A 739-nucleotide genomic window follows, 5' to 3' on the forward strand; every position below is an offset into this window, starting at 1 on the left:
GGCGGGGCGGCGGGGCGGGGGCGGCGTGCTGCTGGGACCACTGACTCTCCATACGGGTCAGCGTCTCGAGCTCGCCGTAGTCCAGGAAGATCCCGCGACAACCGTCGCACTGGTCGATGTGGACACCATTGCGCTCGTACGTGCGCATGTTGCCACGACACTTCGGACACTGCATGTGGTCGATCTCCTTGCCTCGGCATCGGGTCGTCGTAACAACAACCTACTGCGTGTCAGCACTATGGCAGGCGCTCCGGAACCGGACAATCCTCTGGCAGGAGTCGACGAGCACCTGCTCCACCTCGTCGAGCTCCCGCTCCCCTCCCGCCCCTGCCGCCGCCACCGCCGGCGGCGCGAGCTGCACGGTCAACGCCTGCGCCGGGAGGTCCAGCCGCTCCCACGGGTCGCCCTCGGTCCCCACGGCGCACCCGCCCGCGGCCCGGTAGGCCGCCAGGAAGCGGTGCCACACCTCCGGCTCCAGCAGCCCGGCCGCGAACCAGGCCGCGGGCCGGGCCAGGTCCCAGGCCGGATCGCCGACCCCCAGGTCGTCGGCGTCGATCAGGATCCACTCGCCGCGGACGCGGACCATCTGGCCCAGGTGCCAGTCGCCGTGCGCCAGCGAGCACGGCCCGGCCGGACGCTCCCGGGCGGCCCGCCGGGCTCCGGGACCGGAAGGACGGGCGATCCGGGCAGCCCGGGCAGCCCGGGCAGCCCGGGCAGGGAGTCGAAGGCGCGCCGCACG

Annotated in this window: 2 protein-coding genes; both read right to left on the reverse strand. The window is 73.6% G+C overall.

The window, feature by feature from the left end:
• Positions 1 to 175 (reverse strand): TFIIB-type zinc ribbon-containing protein (locus tag ACWJ6R_RS37435; protein WP_449066723.1); only part of this gene is annotated, 175 nt, incomplete at its 3' end.
• Positions 176 to 220: 45 nt separating this feature from the next.
• Positions 221 to 739, reverse strand: a 519-nt coding sequence (locus ACWJ6R_RS37440; protein ID WP_449066722.1) for a phosphotransferase family protein, incomplete at its 5' end; no start/stop codon positions are given.

The organism is Planomonospora algeriensis (assembly GCF_977012225.1).